Source organism: Shewanella marinintestina, from assembly GCF_023283845.1.
Classification (GTDB): Bacteria; Pseudomonadota; Gammaproteobacteria; order Enterobacterales; family Shewanellaceae; genus Shewanella; species Shewanella marinintestina.
Genome location: NZ_JAKILC010000002.1, coordinates 95,826 through 114,847 on the forward strand (window position 1 = coordinate 95,826; position 19,022 = coordinate 114,847).

13 protein-coding genes are annotated in these 19,022 nt (G+C 42.5%); 6 read left to right on the forward strand and 7 right to left on the reverse strand.

What is annotated here, in order from left to right:
* Nucleotides 1–197: 197 nt before the first annotated feature.
* The 4 genes from L2747_RS02770 to rppH all read right to left on the reverse strand — a co-directional run bounded on the left by L2747_RS02770 (nucleotide 198) and on the right by rppH (nucleotide 4,783).
* Entirely contained in the window at nucleotides 198–1,049 is an 852-nt protein-coding gene (locus tag L2747_RS02770; RefSeq protein WP_248997579.1) for a thymidylate synthase, read from the reverse strand.
* Nucleotides 1,050–1,132: 83 nt separating this feature from the next.
* On the reverse strand, nucleotides 1,133–1,933 hold the full coding sequence (locus L2747_RS02775; protein WP_248997580.1) for a sulfite exporter TauE/SafE family protein: 801 nt from the start codon (nucleotides 1,931–1,933) through the stop codon (nucleotides 1,133–1,135).
* A gap of 75 nt (nucleotides 1,934–2,008) precedes the next feature.
* Nucleotides 2,009–4,243 carry a phosphoenolpyruvate--protein phosphotransferase gene (ptsP, locus tag L2747_RS02780; RefSeq protein WP_248997581.1) on the reverse strand — a complete coding sequence of 745 codons (2,235 nt, stop codon included), beginning with the start codon at nucleotides 4,241–4,243 and terminating at the stop codon, nucleotides 2,009–2,011.
* An 18-nt stretch (nucleotides 4,244–4,261) separates the two neighbouring features.
* Nucleotides 4,262–4,783 carry an RNA pyrophosphohydrolase gene (gene rppH, locus L2747_RS02785; RefSeq protein WP_248997582.1) on the reverse strand — a complete coding sequence of 174 codons (522 nt, stop codon included), beginning with the start codon at nucleotides 4,781–4,783 and terminating at the stop codon, nucleotides 4,262–4,264.
* Between the two features lie 692 nt (nucleotides 4,784–5,475).
* Here rppH and mutH point away from each other — a divergent pair.
* Nucleotides 5,476–6,147 (forward strand): DNA mismatch repair endonuclease MutH, encoded by a 672-nt coding sequence (mutH, locus tag L2747_RS02790; RefSeq protein WP_248997583.1) that lies wholly within the window; start codon nucleotides 5,476–5,478, stop codon nucleotides 6,145–6,147.
* Nucleotides 6,148–6,272: 125 nt separating this feature from the next.
* Nucleotides 6,273–7,355, forward strand: coding sequence for an adenylate/guanylate cyclase domain-containing protein (locus L2747_RS02795; RefSeq protein ID WP_248997584.1), 1,083 nt, complete (start codon nucleotides 6,273–6,275; stop codon nucleotides 7,353–7,355).
* A gap of 59 nt (nucleotides 7,356–7,414) precedes the next feature.
* Here the strand turns inward: L2747_RS02795 and oxyR are convergent, their stop codons facing one another.
* The 3 genes from oxyR to mnmL all read right to left on the reverse strand — a co-directional run bounded on the left by oxyR (nucleotide 7,415) and on the right by mnmL (nucleotide 10,014).
* Entirely contained in the window at nucleotides 7,415–8,332 is a 918-nt protein-coding gene (oxyR, locus tag L2747_RS02800) for a hydrogen peroxide-inducible genes transcriptional activator OxyR (protein ID WP_248997585.1), read from the reverse strand.
* A gap of 191 nt (nucleotides 8,333–8,523) precedes the next feature.
* On the reverse strand, nucleotides 8,524–8,889 hold the full coding sequence (locus L2747_RS02805; RefSeq protein ID WP_248997586.1) for an Hpt domain-containing protein: 366 nt from the start codon (nucleotides 8,887–8,889) through the stop codon (nucleotides 8,524–8,526).
* Between the two features lie 207 nt (nucleotides 8,890–9,096).
* Nucleotides 9,097–10,014 carry a tRNA modification radical SAM protein MnmL/YtqA gene (gene mnmL / locus L2747_RS02810; protein WP_248997587.1) on the reverse strand — a complete coding sequence of 306 codons (918 nt, stop codon included), beginning with the start codon at nucleotides 10,012–10,014 and terminating at the stop codon, nucleotides 9,097–9,099.
* A 507-nt stretch (nucleotides 10,015–10,521) separates the two neighbouring features.
* Between mnmL and gltB the strand changes: the two genes are divergently transcribed.
* The 4 genes from gltB to betB all read left to right on the forward strand — a co-directional run bounded on the left by gltB (nucleotide 10,522) and on the right by betB (nucleotide 19,020).
* The gene (gltB, locus tag L2747_RS02815; protein ID WP_248997588.1) at nucleotides 10,522–14,970 is read left to right on the forward strand and encodes a glutamate synthase large subunit; all 4,449 of its coding nucleotides are present in this window, start codon (nucleotides 10,522–10,524) and stop codon (nucleotides 14,968–14,970) included.
* Nucleotides 14,971–14,976: 6 nt separating this feature from the next.
* Entirely contained in the window at nucleotides 14,977–16,386 is a 1,410-nt protein-coding gene (locus tag L2747_RS02820; protein WP_248997589.1) for an FAD-dependent oxidoreductase, read from the forward strand.
* Between the two features lie 574 nt (nucleotides 16,387–16,960).
* A complete protein-coding gene (gene betI / locus L2747_RS02825) occupies nucleotides 16,961–17,566 on the forward strand; it encodes a transcriptional regulator BetI (protein WP_248997590.1) in 606 nt (201 codons plus the stop codon).
* Nucleotides 17,557–19,020: a betaine-aldehyde dehydrogenase gene (betB, locus tag L2747_RS02830; RefSeq protein WP_248997591.1), complete on the forward strand. Its 1,464-nt coding sequence runs from the start codon at nucleotides 17,557–17,559 to the stop codon at nucleotides 19,018–19,020. The genes betI and betB overlap by 10 nt, the downstream gene beginning before the upstream one ends.
* Nucleotides 19,021–19,022 lie beyond the last annotated feature (2 nt).

Consider the following 19,022-nt stretch of genomic DNA (forward strand, 5'->3'; position numbering starts at 1 on the left):
CTCAAATTATCAATTAGCAAACGCTGAAAATAGTATTAAAACAAGCTTAAACCACTAACGTAACAGTGATTTTATAGCAGGTAAAATTAACTTGGGCTTGATTTTTAGGGTGGGGTTCAAAAAAATAGGGGTTAGTGAAATGTTAAATCAAAAACTCGCCGTTAGGCGAGCTTTCTAATTGCAAGAATAGGCAAAAATCACACCGAGAACGGATAACTTATCGCTTCATGGTGTTCATAGCCGGTCACTTCAAAGTCGTCGACAGTAACCCAAGTTTCAAGATCTTCAAGAGACTTAATTGCTGGATTTATTACCAAGGTTGGCGATGCAAAAGGTTGACGCTTTAGCTGCACAGTTTGCATCAACTCTACTTGGTCTTCATAAATATGGGCGTTTACAATCTTATGATAAGCTTTACCTGCTTTATAACCCGTAATTTGCGCCATTAACGCCAACAGTGTAAATACCTGCACTTGATTAAAGTTAAGTCCTAGCGGTACATCACAAGAGCGTTGGAAGCTTGTAAGGTGTAAAGTGTCGCCAACTAACGAGAAGTTGTGAGTATGCATACAAGGTCTTAAACAGCCCATATGAAATTCGCCAGGGTTGTAAAAACTTAAAATCTCGCCTCTATCGTCAATCCCTTGTGATAAATCATCAACAATTTTACGTAACTGATCGATACTCCCCCCATCAGGCTTACTCCATGCACGTCCCTGCACACCATAAACCCGTCCCATATCATCAGCACCTTTACGATGCGGATTATCAAGCCAGGCTTGGTTGTCATTAGCGTTGGCGTTCCATGTATTACAGCCTATAGCACGAAAATCAGCAGCATTATCGTACCCACGGATATAACCTAACATTTCAGCAATAGCAGCTTTATAAAAGCTCTTACGCGTGGTAATTAGCGGGAATTCATTATTATCGACATGGTAAACTAAGTCAGCATTAATCACGGTAAGACAACGTTTACCTGTGCGGCTATTTTCAACCCAAGTGCCTTCGTCAATAATTCGCTGACAAAGATCTAAATACTGCTTCATGATTATTTACCTATATAAAAAACGACTGAGTAATAACTCAGCCTAAAACGAAGACATACTACCGAAATTAATTCGCTAGAGCATTATGCAAAAACAAGTTTAAGACCTACAAGGGTAAGGAAAACAGCAAATATCTTTTTAAGTTTTGCGGTTGGTAAACTTGTAGCGGCTTTGGCACCAACAGGTGCCATCAACATCGATGTTGAAACAATACCAATCAAGGCTGGTAAATAAATATAGCCTAAGGTCCATTCAGGCAAGCCCGCAGCGTCCCAGCCCGCTAAGGTATAACCAATGCTACCAAACAAGGCAATTAAAAGTCCTGTCGCGGCCGAGAATCCAACCGCAAAGCGCATCTGTAATCCGCACCAAGTTAAAAAAGGGACTAATAACACGCCACCGCCAATTCCCATCAGCGCTGCAATAATCGCAATTGCTGTTGCGGCAAAGAATAAGTTCATTGGTGCTGGCATAGCCCTGTTGGACTCAGCCTTAAACGGAAACGCCATCTGCAATGCCATCAAAATAACAAACACAGCAAAGATCTGCTGTAGCGATTTAGCTGCAATCATTTCAGAAATAAAACCAGAACATAATGCACCTAAAACAAACCCTGGCAGCATAGACTTAAATAATGGCCAAGGAATATTAGCTCTTTTATGATGAGCTCGTGCAGATGAAAGTGAGGTTAAAATAATGGCGGCCAATGAAGTTGCTATGGCGACATGAGGAAGTTTTTCAGCTGCTATCCCGACCTGAGGCAAAATATGTAATAACGCAGGAACCGCAATCAAGCCACCACCAATCCCCAATAGACCAGCCATAAAGCCGATGCCAGCCCCTAATACGAGGCAAATACACAATATATAGAGCCAGCTTTCCACAAGTACGACCTTTGATTGTTATTATGATTAAAGCTTAAATTATTTGTCGATACGATAACAAGCCTATGGACAGTTTTAACTGATGACAGCTAATAAACCGCGTTGCTCGCAGTAATGAGTGACTAAGTCTCTTACTTCATCGCCACTATTAAGGCACAGCGCTTGAGCTAGTAATAGGCTTAGTTCTTGCTTTGATACACGTCTTAATAAGTAGTTAATTCGCGCTAAACTTGCTTGGTTCATACTTAACTGCTCATAGCCCATAGCAATAAGCAAAATTGCGCCAATAGGTTCACCAGCTAGCTCGCCGCACACACTAATGGGTAGTTGGTGCTGATTGCAACTTTCAACAGCAAATTTAAGTGCTCTTAGTACACCGGGATGAAAACTATCAAATAAGGGGCTAACGCTTGGATTATTACGATCCACTGCTAGCAAATATTGAGTCAAATCATTAGAGCCAACAGAAACAAAGTCAACTCGTTGCGCCACTTCATCTAATTGATATAACAGCACTGGTACTTCAAGCATAATGCCTACTTTAGGCATAGTGATAATTTTACCGAGTTCAGCTGTTAGCTCGTGACAAGCTTGCTCTAAGTATATAAGTGATAAATCTATCTCTTCTAGATTACTTACCATAGGTAGCAGAATATGTAACTGCTCTGTATCAATAGCCGCTTGAAGCATGGCACGTAATTGAATTAAAAATAGCTCTGGATGATCAAGTGAAAGGCGGATCCCACGCCAGCCAAGAAATGGGTTATCTTCAATAATAGGGAAGTAATCTAAAGGTTTATCACCGCCAACGTCTAATGTTCGCATCACCACGGGCTTGCTCCCAGCAGCTTTTAACACTTTGCGGTATATTTCAAGCTGCTCAATTTCCCCTGGAAAACACTGCTTAAGCATGAACAAAATTTCTGTTCTATACAGGCCTATACCATCAGAATCTGCGCCAGTTTCAGAATCAACGCTACTCAATAAACCACTATTGATGTAAAGGTAGATCCGTTTACCATCAAGCGTCATAGTCTTTAGTGATGACTCTTGAGCATATTGCCTTTGCTGCTCTTCTTGCGCAGCAATCAAACTTTGATACTCAGCTAACACCAGCGCAGATGGCTCAATAATCACTTGGCCACGATTAGCATTAATAATCAGCTTAGACTTTTCAATATTGGCGTTAAGAATACCTTCAACGCCTATAATCGCAGGAACACCCATAGCTCTAGCCAAAATAGCAGCATGGGAGTTAGCCCCGCCAAATTCGGTAACAATCCCCGCTAGCTTTTGTCTGGGAAATTCTGCGAGTAAAGTAGTACTTGCCTCTTTAGCAATTAAAATAACCGGTGTTTCAGGCTCTAAGAATATTTTATCAGGCTCTATCAACTGCCTTAAAACGCGCTGACCAAGATCTCGAATATCACTGGCGCGCTCTTTTAAATACAAGTCAGTCATAGCGTCAAAGTGTTCAATATAACGCTTAGACACTAAACAGACAGCAGTTTCAGCGTTCCAACCGGAGCGAACTTCTTTTATGTACTCACCGCCTAAACTGGCTTTTTCAAGCAGCAATAATAAAGCTTTAAAAATGGAGGCAGCTTCTTCATCTTTCTCACGATCAAAGCGTTGAGACAAACTGATGAGTAAGTCCTTACAACGACCCATGGCATCATTCAGACGCTTTTCTTCTACTGTAACTGAAGCCGCTATAATTTCATCACGCTCAAATGATATTTGCCCTCCCAACACTAGAGCTTGGGCAATCGCAATACCTTTTGAGGCTTGGCTTCCAGTGTAATAGCGCTGCTGTAATCCTGCACTTAACTGCGCTCTATGGGTTAAACCTTTAATTGCGACCGCAAGCTGCGCTGCCAACGTCATCAAGAAGGCTTCTTCGCCTTCACTAAATTGGCGGGCCTTAACTTGTTGAACAACTAACACACCAATTACAGTCTTTTGATAAACAATAGGAACGGCTAAAAAAGCACTGTAGGCTTCTTCGGCAACTTCAGGAAGGAGTTTAAATCTTGGATGAGAAGGCGCATCTGCGAGATTAATCGCTTCTTCACGCTGAGCAACAAGGCCAACTAAGCCTTGTGTTATGGGAAGCCTAGCAGCATTAACAGCCGCAAGCGCAAGGCCATCAGTTGCAGACAATACAAGTTGTTGCTCCTCTATTATATAGATAGAGCAACACTCGGTATTCATCGCTTTTTTGGTTTGCGTTACCAGCTGCGCTAACGCGTATTCAAGATCATGTGCTTGAGCGACAGCTTGGGTAATATCTCTCAGTGTTTTAAGCACTAACGCAAACCTCTCTAATTAGTTTCTACGCATACCTCGTCTTTTAGTATTCGACTCTTTAACCTGTAAAGGTAAAGTGGTCGATGCAAACTCTTTCATGACTTTTCGGTAAACGTCCCTTTTAAAAGAAACGACTTGTCTTACTGGATACCAATAACTCACCCATCGCCAATCATCAAATTCAGGATGACCACTAGCGTTAAGGTCAATGGCATTTTCGGCACTTTTCAATTGTAGCAAAAACCACTTCTGTTTTTGCCCGATACACACGGGTTTACTATCTTGTCTGATTAACCGCTTAGGTAGCCTATAGCGTAACCATGATCGCGTCGATGTTAGAATTTGCACATGTTCTGGCTTTAATCCTACTTCTTCGTATAACTCACGATACATGGCTTCTTCTGCTGACTCTCCATCGTCAACGCCACCTTGAGGAAATTGCCAGGAATGTTGGCCAAATCTTCTTGCCCACATAACCTGCCCAAAGCGATTACAGATAATGATGCCCACATTTGCGCGAAAGCCGTCACTATCAATCACATGGACTCCGAACTATTAACTATTAATCTTTTGATTGTTTCACAAAGCGTGTCCGGCGGCAAATATCAGTTACCCACAAATCATGGGATAAAGTTAGCTTTTTCACCAACCTTATCAACAGCAACAACAATGCATAAGCAATGATATCCACAAAAACTGTGGATATCTCTGTTGGAAACTCAATTAAAGTCTAATAACTTAGATATTTCCCATTGGTTTATTAATTTTACCTTAGCCAAGAAAAACAATTAAAAACCTTATAAAACAATGGATAAATAAACATTAAAGATAACCAATATACTAACCCCCACAAAAACGCTCACAATTTAACCACCCCATTTAAAACTGATAAGTTGGCCCGTAGCCAAATAGGGTTATTCACAAGTGCAACTATTTTTGCTTTAAAAAAAGCAAATAATCCCAGTCTTATAGCATTGACAGATCACATTTATTGCAGTAGCTGCAGATATAACCATAGTTATCCAATAATTCTGTGGATAACTATGTTGGAAAAATAGGGAAAGAACTGGTGTAACTTAATAAAACAACAAAAGCTAATGCCGTCATGGTTAAAGATCATTACTTAATTCATAAACTTAGAGATGTAGAAGACGGTTATCACTCAGCTGTTTTTTTGTAGTACATTTTTTACCCGCATTTAATTTGTACCGCTGCTGAGGTAAAATCACATTATGAAGAAAGCATTAACCTCCCCAAATAGCATCGACGAATTGATGCAACGCGCAGAATCAATGGCAGGCCTAACCTTAGGTCAGTTAGCTCATTATCATGAAATTGAAATGCCTAAGGATCTAAAGAGACATAAAGGCTGGGTAGGTCAATTGATTGAACTAGAGCTAGGTGCGCTCGCAGGCTCAAAACCTGAGCAAGATTTTGTCCATTTAGGTGTTGAACTTAAAACCATACCGATTAGTCGCAGCGGTAAAGCGTTAGAAACCACCTATGTAACAGTGGCACCACTAACTGATATTCAAGGCCTAACATGGGAAACTAGTGTCGTTTACCATAAATTACAACAAGTTCTGTGGATACCAGTACAAGGAGATCGCGATATCCCACTTGTACAACGACAAATAGGTTCGCCTATTTTGTGGCAACCATCATTTGAGGAAAGCCAGTTACTGAAGCAAGACTGGGAAGAGATAATGGAATTTATTGCAATAGGACAGTTAGATAAAGTCACTGCTCGTCACGGGGAAGTTTTGCAACTACGACCAAAAGCTGCAAATAGTCAGGTACTAACAGACAGTATTGGTCGTGATGGAGAACTGACTCAAACCAACCCTAGAGGCTTCTATTTGAAGACGCAATTTACTCAAAAAATACTTTCTAGGCTACTTTGAGGTATTTTTGTACCAAAACAGACACTCATTTGACTTAGATCACAAATACTACTGGTAAAAGTAGGGGGATTTTCTATAAACTAGCGCCTCCTAAAAACAAGTAGCATTTGGATACCCCTTTAATAGTGAAAGCACGTATACAAGCAAAGAAATTGACCTTTGCTATATTCGCTTGGACTTCGGCCATGGCGGCTTTCGTATTCTTTCGATACGCGCAAACTCCGGAACTTCCACAGTGGGCTATTGGCTCCGCTGATTTAGCGACGCTTTCAATTTACATGGGGATTATTTTTGGCAGCCTGCATTGGATGTCGAACCTAATTGCTGACTTTAGCGCAATTAATCGCTTACCTTATGTTTTTTCAGTAGTCTTTAAAGGATTATTCCTGCTACTGGGTGCCACAACATTAGCTTATATCACTCAATACCTAAATATGTGGGCAATTGAGAACCATATGACGACCTTGCGCCAAATGCTAACCGCGCACATTTTATATAGCCCGTCATTCCAAGCACTTATCGTGTACCTAGTTGTAGTCCGAGTGGGCCTTGCCTTTATAGAGCAAATGGCGCTTCTTGTTGGCCCTAGAGTGTTATTTAATATCGGTTTAGGTAAATATCATAAGCCAAGATATGAACAGCGCTTATTCCTTTATCTTGATATGGTCGCATCTACTACTCATGCAGAGTCTTTAGGTGACTACCGTTTTAGCCGTTTGATTCAAGACAGCTTCAGCTTATTGGCCGATACAGTAACCAATAATGAAGCTGAGATTTATCGATATATGGGCGACGCAGTGTTAATTCATTGGCCGCTGAAAGATGGTATTAAAGAAGATCGATGCTTCAATATTTATCATGAGTTCAGTCAGCAACTTAGCTGGCAAAGACAGTATTTTGAAGAACAGTATGGATTTGTACCTAAATTTAAGGCAGCCGCTCATTGTGGACAAGTTGTCGCTGCCGTTGTTGGTGTACAAAAGCAAGAGATTAGCTTCTTTAGTGATGTGCTAAACACCTTAGCTAGACTGCAAGATCAGTGTAACCCATTAGGTCAACGTATGTTGATCTCAGGCTCTTTGCAGTCACGCCTAGAATATAGCGACTCTCAGTACAATCTAAACAGCCTAGGCCCTATAAAACTAAAGGGGAAGCAGCACTCAATTGAAGTGTTTGGTGTTTCGCCTAAAGCCACTTCTGTAGAATAAGTAACAAAGCCGATAACATTATCGGCTTTGTGCCTCATGCAAGATTAATCAACAAGCAACTAATTCTGTTCTAGTGATTGTTCCAATAACTTTTGGATCTCAAGACCTAATGTTCTAAAGGTCAAAATTCGACTCGACGTTTGTCTCCATACTAAGCCAATATCTCGATAAGGTGTCTCGCCAGGCGGTGCCATTGTCGTCAAATCAGTATTATTCAAAATACCTGCATCGATAGCCATTTGTGGTAAAAAAGTGGTTCCTAATTTACAATTAACCATCTGCACTAGCGTATGCAAACTCGTTGCAGCAAAGGGATTAATCTTTTCACTTTCACCTAACTGGCAGGCAGTAATCGCATGGCCGGTAATACAGTGCTCAGCTTGAAGTAAAAAAATACTCTCATCTGGCAAGTCTTGGTAATCAATCGGCTCATGGATCTCATCAGTTAGGTCTCTATGAACCACCATTTTAAACGGATCAATACCTACCTTCATACTATGAAATCCACTTGTATCCACTGGCAGCGCAAGTAATAACAGATCAAGTTCGCCCTTCCCTAACGCATCAATTAGACGGTCAGTCGTATCTTCTTTCAAGAACAGTGTTAAATCAGGATAAGTGTGTTTACAGTGCTGCACTACATTGCTTAACAAAAATGGCGCAATAGTAGGGATACAACCTAAACGGATCTCACCAGTCATTGGCTCACCTTGATGCTTAACCAGTTCGACTAAATCATCGACATCGGTTAGCAACTTACGCGAACGCATTACCACTTCTTCTCCAATAGCGGTAAAGATAAATGACTTGTGGTCTCGTTCAATAAGTTGGTGACCTAATTGTTCTTCAAGGTTTTGAATGCCGCTTGAAAGAGTCGACTGACTTACATGACAGATTTTAGCTGCTCTGTTGAAGTTCTGTTCTTGATGTAAATTCACCAGATAGAACAGATTTTTTAGGCTAGGTAGGTGTTTCATAAAACAGATTACCAATGACAGAATTTATCTAATCACTCTATCATAGATTGCTAAAATAACCGCGGTTAGCAAAGGTTAGAATGTGAAGTGAATCAAAAATGTACACGATAATCGTATTTTCATTGATAAACAGGCAAAAAAATAGCGCAGTGGAATTATCCAAACTGCGCTATTTTCCAGAGTAAAACTAATTAAGCTTTAGACTCTAGGTATTCTTTTAACTGCTGCAAATCTTTAGCTGCAAACTCTGCAATTTGATCTAACCATTCTTTATGGCCAGCATTCCAAGCAGCTTCTTCGCCGTGTTGCAGTAGTTGAGCATATTGCTGAATACGCTTTAAACCAACTGAACCTGCGGCACCTTTGAACTTATGCGCTTCAGAGCAAAGAGTATCTTTATCATTTGCTTCGTATGCACTGACTAGATTGCCTACATATTCAGGCATTAATTGTTCAAATAAAACGACGCTTTTAAGTAGCGTACCTGCACCAATTGCACTGCAGTACTGCTCCAGTGTATTAAGATCCAAGATTGATTCTAATTCAGCTGTTGCCATCTAGGCACCTCTCAAATATTGCCGTATATACAAAAGACGATTTTACCACATAATACCCGCTAAAATCGTGGGCGCAACAACTAGTGTCACATAGGGTTAAAAATCCTAACTTTTTAACCATTTAGCAACCTATCGTTAAACAAAGTTACTCATTAATGACTTACTTATAGCCACTTTAGTTGCTTTTTAATCACGCTACCTAGCAAATTAACAAGCATTTTTCAAATAGGCGCCCTGACCACCTTTCGCTTTAAGATCATCAACGATGGCGACTAATCCATTCCAGCGATAGGCACACCAATCAGGACCTAACAACATAGGCTTTTTAGCATACGCAGTAACACGATGAAATATAACATCTTCAGGAGTATAGCGTATTAGCTCACCAACACTATAAGCATAACTTTCCAGCTCAAGCAGGTTCATTTTATTAGCCCGCCATGCTTTTGCCATAGTACTACCTTCTACTATATGTAGTGGGTGTATCTTTAAACCATCGATGCCAACAGCAAGTACCTTATCTAATGTCTCAAGGTAATCTGAATGGCTTTCTCCTGGCAGACCTAAAATCAAATGAGTACAAACTTTAATACCTAAACTGCGAGCACGTGTGACTGTATCTTCATAAGCTGCAAACGTATGACCGCGATTGATTTTCTTGAGGGTCTTATCATTGGCTGACTGCAAGCCTAACTCAAGCCAAACATCGACACCATCATTTTGGTAGCCAACTAACAACTCAAGTACTTCGTCTGGAACACAATCAGGGCGCGTTCCTACGCAAAGCCCGACAATGTCGTTATCTTGAATAGCTTCATCATACTTTTGCTTCAACACTAAATACTCATCATAAGTACTAGTGTAAGCTTGAAAATAAGCAATATATTTAGAAGATTTAGACGATAACCGCTCGCGGCCTTGTGCTAATTGCTCTTGAATAGAAAGCTCGGTTTTATGTTCGTGACTAAAAGACGCCACATTACAATAAGTACACCCGCCTTTACCTAAGGTACCGTCGCGATTAGGACAAGTGAATTTTGCATCAATTGTCAATTTACGGATCCGCTCTCCGTACTTTTGTTTGCACACACCACCAAAGGTATTAACGTAACTGTCCAGTCCCAACTGCTCTATCTACCCAACTAAAAAATTTGCGCTATTTTAACCAGTTCTGAAAATCATTAATTAGCGCTAGCTCAAATAACCGTAAAGACCCTGTGTGCGGCCAAGACTTTTCACTGCCATAAGATTCTAGTGTAACTACATTACGATGTGCTTATGCATAAATACTCACAACCAAAAGTGATTATCATTTCACTGTATATGCAATAAAAATCACTTTACGCAAAACAGATACAATCAACATTCTCGTTACATTTATCATTTCTTCATTCTCACTAATTTTTAAAATTCTTTTTATTCATAAGGTTATACGAAGCATTTAGCAGCTTACGTTAAGGTAAACTTTGGTTTGCAAGTGTATAAAACAGCGACTTTTAGTTATTTTTTATGCAACAATTTGGTTTGACCTTTGACTAGCATGAGGTTAATTTGATTGATTCGGGTGCATATCTATAGAGATTTTTTGCTTTATCTCCCGAGTTGTATCAGTTGAGGTTAGGGAGTGTAGTAATGAGCTTATATCATCCAAGTTTTGAGCGGGACAATTGTGGATTTGGGTTAATCGCCCAAATGGACGGTGAAGCGAGTCACCGTATTGTACGTACCGCGATTCACGGCCTAGACCGAATGAAACATCGTGGTGGAATCGCAGCAGATGGTCGCACCGGTGACGGCTGTGGTCTATTAATGCAGTTACCTATTGAATTCTTTAAAGCTATTGCCGAAGAAAACGACTGGCACTTGAGTCGTCGTTTTGCCGTAGGCATGCTATTCCTTAGCCAAGATGCCATCTTAGCTGCACAAACTAAGCAACTGCTTGAGCAAGAACTACAGAAAGAAACCCTTAGTGTTGCAGGCTGGCGCGATGTGCCAGTCAATACCGATGTACTGGGTCCTATAGGTAAAGCCAGTCAACCGCAAATTGTACAAGTTTTGATTAATGCTCCTATTGGGTGGCGTGAAAAAGATTTAGAACGCCGCTTGTATATGGCGAGGCGCAGAGTCGAGCAACAACTAACCCACGATAAAGATTTTTACGTGGCAAGCCTATCAGGCCAAGTCATAGTATATAAAGGGCTAATGATGCCAGCCGATCTGCCGGCGTTTTATAGCGACTTAGCTGATATCCGTCTACAAAGTGCTATTTGTTTATTCCACCAGCGCTTTTCAACTAATACTTCACCTAAATGGCCTCTAGCGCAGCCGTTTAGATATCTCGCTCACAACGGTGAAATTAATACGATTACTGGTAACCGTCAGTGGGCTCGAGCACGTGCCTACAAGTTCCATGCGCCGCTTTTACCTGATTTACAGCAAGCAGCTCCCTTTGTGAATGAGACCGGCTCAGACTCATCATCGTTAGACAATATGCTAGAAATGCTATTGGCTGGCGGTATGGACCTTTACCGAGCGATGCGGTTACTTATTCCACCAGCATGGCAAAGTAACCCAGAAATGGATCCCGAGTTAAAAGCCTTTTATGACTTTAACTCGATGCATATGGAGCCATGGGATGGACCTGCTGGTATCGTGATGACCAATGGCCGACATGCCGCCTGTGCCGTTGACCGTAATGGTCTGCGTCCGTCACGTTATGTGATTACCAAAGACCGTATCTTAACTCTTGCTTCTGAAGTAGGTATTTGGGATTACGCTCCAGATGAAGTCATCGAAAAAGGCCGCGTGGGACCAGGTGAACTACTAGTACTCGATACGTTAAACGGTCAATTGTATTCGTCATTTGAGATCGATAACGACTTGAAACGTCGCCACCCTTACAAGCAATGGATGGCAAAAAACAGCAAGATACTCAAGCCAGCTGAAGAGTTTGGCGCCAACGAGCAAGGTAAGCGTGAGTTTGATAGTACCCAACTGCTACAGTACCAAAAACACTTTGGTTACTCGCGTGAAGAACTAGAGCAAGTCATTTGGGTTCTCGCGCAAAAAGGCGAAGAAGCAACGGGCTCTATGGGCGATGACACACCTATGGCTGTACTGTCGAAAAAATCGCGTACTATTTACGACTATTTCCGCCAAAAGTTTGCCCAGGTGACCAACCCACCAATAGATCCATTACGTGAAAAACACGTAATGTCGTTAACGACCTGCGCTGGTCGAGAGCAAAACCTATTTAATGAAACCACGGGCCACGCTTACCGCGTAATGTTTAATTCACCAGTACTACTGTTTAGTGACTTTAATCAGTTAATGGCGCTTGATAGCACTTATTACCGCGCGAATACCGTTGATTTAAACTACGACCTCAGCGAAGGCCTAGAGTCTGCGGTTAAACGCATTTGTGATGAAGCTGAACGTTTAGCTCGCTCTGGTACAACACTTTTAGTCCTATCAGATCGTGCAACAGCAAAATCCAAGCAAGTGATCCCTGCTGCTATGGCAGTAGGTGCAGTGCAGCAAGTGCTGGTAAATAACAGCTTACGCTGTGATACCAACATCATTGTCGAAACTGCATCTGCGCGCGATCCGCATCACTTTGCTGTATTGCTTGGTTTTGGCGCAACGGCGATTTACCCTTACCTTGTCTATGAATGCATCTCAGATCTCGCTCAGCGTAATGGTGTTACCAATACCCGAGATCTAATGCTCAACTTCCGTCAGGGTATCGATAAAGGCCTGCGAAAGATCATGTCAAAAATGGGTATTAGTACGGTTGCCTCTTATCGTTGTAGTCAGCAATTTGAAGCTGTTGGCCTTGCAGATGAAGTGGTAGAGCTGTGCTTTAATGGCGTTATAAGTCGTATTCAAGGTGCAACCTTTGAGCTAATTGAACAAGATCAACAATTGCTGCACAAGCATGCCTTTAGAGCACATCAGCCGTTATCACAAGGTGGCCTTCTTAAATATGTAGAGGGCGGAGAATATCACTGCTTTAACCCAGATGTAGTTAATACACTACAGTCAAGTTTGCGCGACCAAGATTACCCAAGTTACAAGCGTTTTACTGAACTTGTTGATGACCGACCTGTCGCAACTTTGCGCGATTTAATTGAGGTAAAGGGCGAGCTTCCTGCAGTAACAATCGACAAAGTTGAAGCAGCTAAAGCCTTATATCCGCGCTTTGACAGTGCAGCGATGAGCATCGGCGCATTAAGCCCTGAGGCACATGAAGCACTAGCGGTCGCAATGAATCGTTTAGGTGGCCGTTCAAACTCTGGTGAAGGTGGAGAAGATCCGCGTCGCTTTGGCACTGAAGGCAACTCAGCAATTAAACAAATTGCATCGGGTCGCTTTGGTGTTACTGCCCATTACTTAGTTAACGCTGAAGTATTGCAGATTAAAGTCGCTCAAGGTGCAAAACCTGGTGAAGGTGGTCAGCTACCCGGTGATAAAGTCAGTGTCGAAATTGCTGCATTGCGTAACGCACGTCCTGGGGTCACTCTGATTTCACCACCGCCACACCATGATATCTATTCAATTGAAGATTTAGCTCAGCTTATTTTTGATTTAAAGCAGATTAATCCTAAGGCACTGGTATCAGTCAAGCTCGTTTCAGAGCCGGGGGTTGGTACTATCGCTACCGGTGTAGCTAAAGCCTACGCTGATATGATCACCATATCTGGTTACGACGGTGGTACCGGCGCAAGTCCAATTACTTCAGTTAAGTATGCTGGTAGTCCGTGGGAGCTAGGCCTTGCAGAAGTGCATCAATCACTGGTTGAAAATGGCCTACGCCATAAAATTCGTTTACAAGTCGACGGCGGATTAAAAACTGGTAAGGATGTTATTAAAGCAGCCCTGCTCGGTGCAGAGAGCTTTGGCTTTGGTACCGTGCCTATGATCGCTCTTGGTTGTAAATACTTACGTATTTGCCACCTTAATAACTGTGCAACAGGTGTTGCCACCCAAAACCAAAAGCTACGTAACGAGCACTATCACGGTTTACCAGAACGTGTAATGACTTATTTTGAGTTTGTTGCACGCGAGATCCGTGAATATATGGCCACTTTGGGTGCCACCGAATTTGAACAGCTCGTGGGCCGCAGTGATTGGTTAGCAGCTATCGAAGGTGAAACCGCTAAACAACAAGCGCTAGACTTAGCACCTATTCTATACCGTCCTACTGTACCAGAAACCTCGGCAATCACTTGGCGTGAAATCAATCCACCGTCAGACCCTGGCCAATTGAACCAACGCTTAGTTGAAGATTGCAAAGAAGCTGTATTAGCTGGCGTACCTATCTGTGAAATGTTTAGCATTAATAACACTGACCGTTCTGTTGGCGCGAGTCTATCTGGATATATTGCTACCCATGTAGGGCGAGATGGTGCTAAGGCACCAATCACCTTAAAGTTTAATGGCAGTGCAGGCCAGAGCTTTGGCGTATGGAACGCGCCAGGCCTTGAACTGATGCTCTGTGGTGATGCCAATGACTATGTAGGTAAAGGCATGTCAGGCGGCAAGATCTGTGTTTATCCACAACTGGGTAGCCCGTTTAAAGCAGAACGCTCTACGATTTTAGGTAACACCTGTTTGTATGGTGCGTCAGGCGGCAAGCTATTTGCGTCAGGTCAGGCTGGAGAGCGCTTTGCAGTCCGTAACTCAGGCGCAATAGCCGTTGTTGAAGGCTTAGGCGATAACGGCTGTGAATATATGACTGGCGGCATTGTTGTGGTACTAGGTAAAACCGGAGTTAACTTTGGCGCTGGCATGACTGGCGGCTTTGCCTACGTATTTGACCAATATGGTCACTTTACCCCAAGAGTGAATACCGAGATGGTTGATACTCACAAGGTGCAGTCGCCTATTCAGCAGCAACACTTACGTGATTTGATTGAACAACATGTCAAAGAAACTAACAGTGACCATGGCAAAATGATCTTAAGTGATTTCGAGAACTGGTTAGATTGCTTCATTCTAGTTAAGCCTAAGAATGTAGAGCTAAGCGATTTATTAAAATTAGAACAATCAGAACCTGCACTTGCAGTCAGAGCGGGGTAAGACAAAATGAGCAATGATTTCCAGTTTATTGAAGTGGGGCGCAAAGATCCGACTAAACATGCAGCTAAACAACGTGCAACACAGTTTATTGAGATTTATCAACCTTTTGCCCAACCACAGGTAAAAGAACAAGCTGATCGCTGTCTTGATTGCGGTAACCCTTATTGCGAGTGGAAATGTCCACTGCATAATTACATCCCAAATTGGCTTCAATTAGCCAAGCAAGGGCGGATTATGGAAGCAGCAGATCTGGTTCATGAGACCAATACTCTGCCAGAGATCTGTGGCCGCGTTTGTCCACAAGATCGACTTTGTGAAGGTGCCTGCACCCTGAATGAAGAGTTTGGAGCTGTGACTATTGGTAATGTCGAGAAGTACATCACCGATACGGCTATTTCTCAGGGCTGGCGCCCTGATATGTCAAAAGTGACGCAACGTAAAGAGAGAGTTGCGATAGTTGGGGCTGGCCCTGCCGGTCTTGGCTGCGCCGACATATTGGCCCGTAATGGCGTTAATGCCGTGGTGTTTGATAAAAATGTGCAGATAGGTGGCCTCCTCACTTACGGGATCCCGTCATTTAAGCTTGATAAAGAAGTGATGCAAATTCGCCGTAACGTACTTGAAGGTATGGGCATCGAATTTAAGCTAGGTGTCACTGTCGGCAAAGATATCGACTTTAAAGACCTAATAGAACAATACGATGCCGTCTTCCTTGGTATGGGCACCTATACCGCCATGAAGGCTAATTTGCAGGGTGAAGACGCCGACGGTGTGCACCAAGCACTGCCTTACCTTATTGGCAATACACACAATGTAATGGGTACTGAGTGTCTTGAGAATCCTTATCTAAGTCTTGCAGGCAAACGCGTTGTTGTCTTAGGTGGAGGTGACACGGCAATGGACTGTGTACGTACTGCTGTTCGTCAAGGCGCAACTCAGGTCACTTGTGCATACCGACGTGATGAACAGAATATGCCGGGCTCTCGACGTGAAGTACAAAATGCTCGCGAAGAAGGTGTCGAGTTTCTATTTAACCGCCAACCCAGTGAGATTAAAACCGTCGATAATAAAGTGGTCGGGATTGAGTGTATCGAAACCCAATTAGGTGAAGCAGATGAGAGTGGTCGCCGCCGTCCAGAACCTATCGCAGGTAGTGAGCAGGTATTAGAGGCCGATGCAGTTATCATCGCCTTTGGTTTTCAACCTAGTCCCGCTAATTGGTTAGCTGATTACAATATTGAACTGAATGACTGGGGCTTAGTTAAAGCGCCAAAAGTTGCCGATAACCCATTCCAAACCAGCAACCCTAAAGTGTTCGCAGGCGGAGACATGGTGCGTGGTTCTGACCTAGTGGTTACTGCAATAGCTGAAGGCCGTGATGCTGCGATGGGAATATTAAATTACTTAGAAGACTAATGTAATAACTAATAACTGAGTGGTTCCTTATATCAATTGCTTGTGACTTGCGCTCCGAAAGGGGCGCATTTTTTTACTCTATTGAAAATGCCGCTATCAATAGCACTTAATATAGCTCCAAATATTAGTACTTATATTACTTCCTAAGCGAATCCTATAATTAGGCTTGCAGATCGTAATAACTCGCCTTCTACAACAGCTATTTCTCACTTCTTCCCTCTAGCGCTTTTATCTCTGTTTGCTTGCAGTAAATTAAAGGTTACGGTTAAAACTAATTTTAATTCTAAATTTATTTAAGCCTAATATGGCTGAGCTGCACAATTTTAAACCACTCACTTTTACTTATAATAAACAATAATTTACCGCCACCTCTTATTCAATTTAATTTCACAATATTTTTCCGTGAGGCGCGTCACACTATTCAGCAAAGCTTGATAGTTACATCACTAACCATTAGAGTTGTTATTAATTGAACGTTCAATTAACTATTAATTTTATAAAAACAACAACAAATTTAACGTTCCACTTAACAAGCAAAATAACAAGAATTATAAGACTCTGGAGGTTGCTTTTAATGCCACGCCCACCAATGAAAACGGTTCGACAACAACAGCTCATCGACGCCACTCTTATCTCTGTTGAACGTCACGGTTTACACAACACCACCATCAATACCATTAGTGGTTTAGCTGGGTTATCTTCCGGTTTAATTAGTCATTATTTCGGTGGCAAACAGGGGTTGATTGAAGCAACCCAAAAATATTTACTCGACCAGTTAAAACAAGCATTACTTAGTCGCACTCAAAACAAAAGCATGATCCCGTTAGAACGATTACATGCCATCGTAGAAGCTAACTTTACTGAGGTTCAACGTTCAAGACCGGCCACAAAAACTTGGTTAAGTTTCTGGTCGCAAGCAATGCACGAACCCGGACTTGCCAGACTACAGCACATAAATAGCCAACGCCTTTATAGCAACCTTCTGTTTTCATTCAAAAAGATACTACCTAAAGCCGCAGCAATAACAGCAGCTAAACAAGCTGCTGCAATGATTGATGGTTTCTGGCTACGAAGCGCTCTAAGCGGTGCACCGGAGAAAGAGTTCGAACAGGCACAAATTTTATGTAAGGCCTTTATCGAGGCAGTGATCATGCAGTACGGAGAAAACCGATGTCACTAGTTGTCTACAAAAATTATATCCATGGCCAAGCTTTGCAAAATAGCAGCGGCGAAACCTTTGAAGTCATCAATCCAGCAAATGGAGAAGTCAGCTATTTAGTTGAGGTTGCCGATGAAAAAATCCAAAAAGCAGCTATCGACAGCGCTAAAGAGGGCTTTGCTACTTGGTCAAAGATGACCGCAATGGAAAGAAGCCGTATCCTGCTTAAGGCCGTTGCGCTGTTGCGTGAACGCAACGACGAGCTGGCTGCTATTGAAGTACAAGATACTGGAAAACCCTGGCAGGAAGCGTCAGTAGTTGATGTCGTAACTGGAGCTGACTCAATTGAATTTTTTGCAGGTCTTGCTCCCAGTATTGAAGGCAACCAGCAAACTATTGGTGATGATTTTTACTATACTCGCCGTGAGCCATTAGGTATTTGTGCAGGCATAGGTGCTTGGAACTACCCATTACAAATCGCCTGTTGGAAATCAGCACCGGCATTAGCTTGTGGCAATGTGATGTTGTTTAAGCCATCAGAAGAAACCCCGCTTGGAGCACTAAAACTTGCTGAGATTTTTACCGAAGCAGGCCTACCTAATGGCGTGTTTAATGTCATTCAAGGTGATGGCCAAGTCGGCGCTTGGTTAACCAACAATGACGAGATCGCCAAAGTATCCTTCACGGGCGAAGTCGGCACCGGCAAGAAAGTGATGGCAGCAGCTTCAAGCTCACTTAAAGAAGTCACTATGGAGCTAGGCGGAAAGTCGCCACTTATCATTTTTAATGATGCCGATATCGACAATGCTGTATCTGCCGCTATGTTAGGTAACTTCTATACCCAAGGTGAGATCTGCACTAATGGCACCCGCGTATTTGTGCAGAAAGATATCTATCCACAATTTATCGAAAAGTTGGTAAGCCGTACTCAAAACAATATCGTCTGTGGCGATCCTATGGATCCTGAAACAAATTTTGGCGCGCTAATATCCCAAGACCACCAACAAAAAGTACTCAACTACATCGACATCGGTAAACAACAAGGCGCTGAGTTATTAGCTGGCGGCCATGCTTTAATTCCAGAAAATAGTCCTAATGGCTTTTTTGTTGCACCTACCATTTTTGGTCAGTGCACCGATGAAATGACCATAAGTAAAGAAGAGATCTTTGGTCCGGTAATGTGTGTATTGCCATTTAGCGATGAAGAAGAAGTTATTCACCGCGCTAACGACACGCGTTTAGGGCTTGCTGCTGGTGTATTTACTCAAAACATTACCCGCGCTCACCGAGTTATTCATCAGATGCAAGCCGGTATTTGCTGGATCAACGCCTATGGCGCCTCACCAGCAGAAATGCCTGTTGGTGGTTACAAAATGTCAGGGATTGGCCGTGAAAACGGTAGTGAGACCCTAAAAGCTTACACTCAAATCAAAGCCGTATACGTTGGTATGCAGCCTCTTGAAAGTCCATTTTAAGG